The sequence below is a fragment of the Carboxydocella sp. JDF658 genome, from assembly GCF_002049395.1.
GTDB lineage: Bacteria > Bacillota.
In genome coordinates, this window is sequence record NZ_BDLR01000105.1 from 1 (window position 1) to 201 (window position 201).

General features: G+C 40.3%; 1 pseudogene. It reads left to right on the top strand.

The window, feature by feature from the left end:
• Positions 1–201 (top strand): annotated as a pseudogene (locus tag JDF658_RS12350) (IS4 family transposase); the annotation flags it as partial.

The following is a 201-nucleotide window of genomic DNA, read 5'->3' on the forward strand; positions in this document are numbered from 1 at the left end:
TTATTAGCTTGTGTCTAAGCCGTTATCGCTGGGCAGAATTCCGTAAAGAGAAAGGCGGTATAAAACTTCATCTCAGGCTTAATTTGTTTGGGCAAGGGGTTCTGCCGGATTGCGCAACAATTACCACAGCAAAACATAGTGATAAGACAGAAATGGACAATCTGATAGTTGAAGAGAAGGATGCAATTAATATTTTTGACC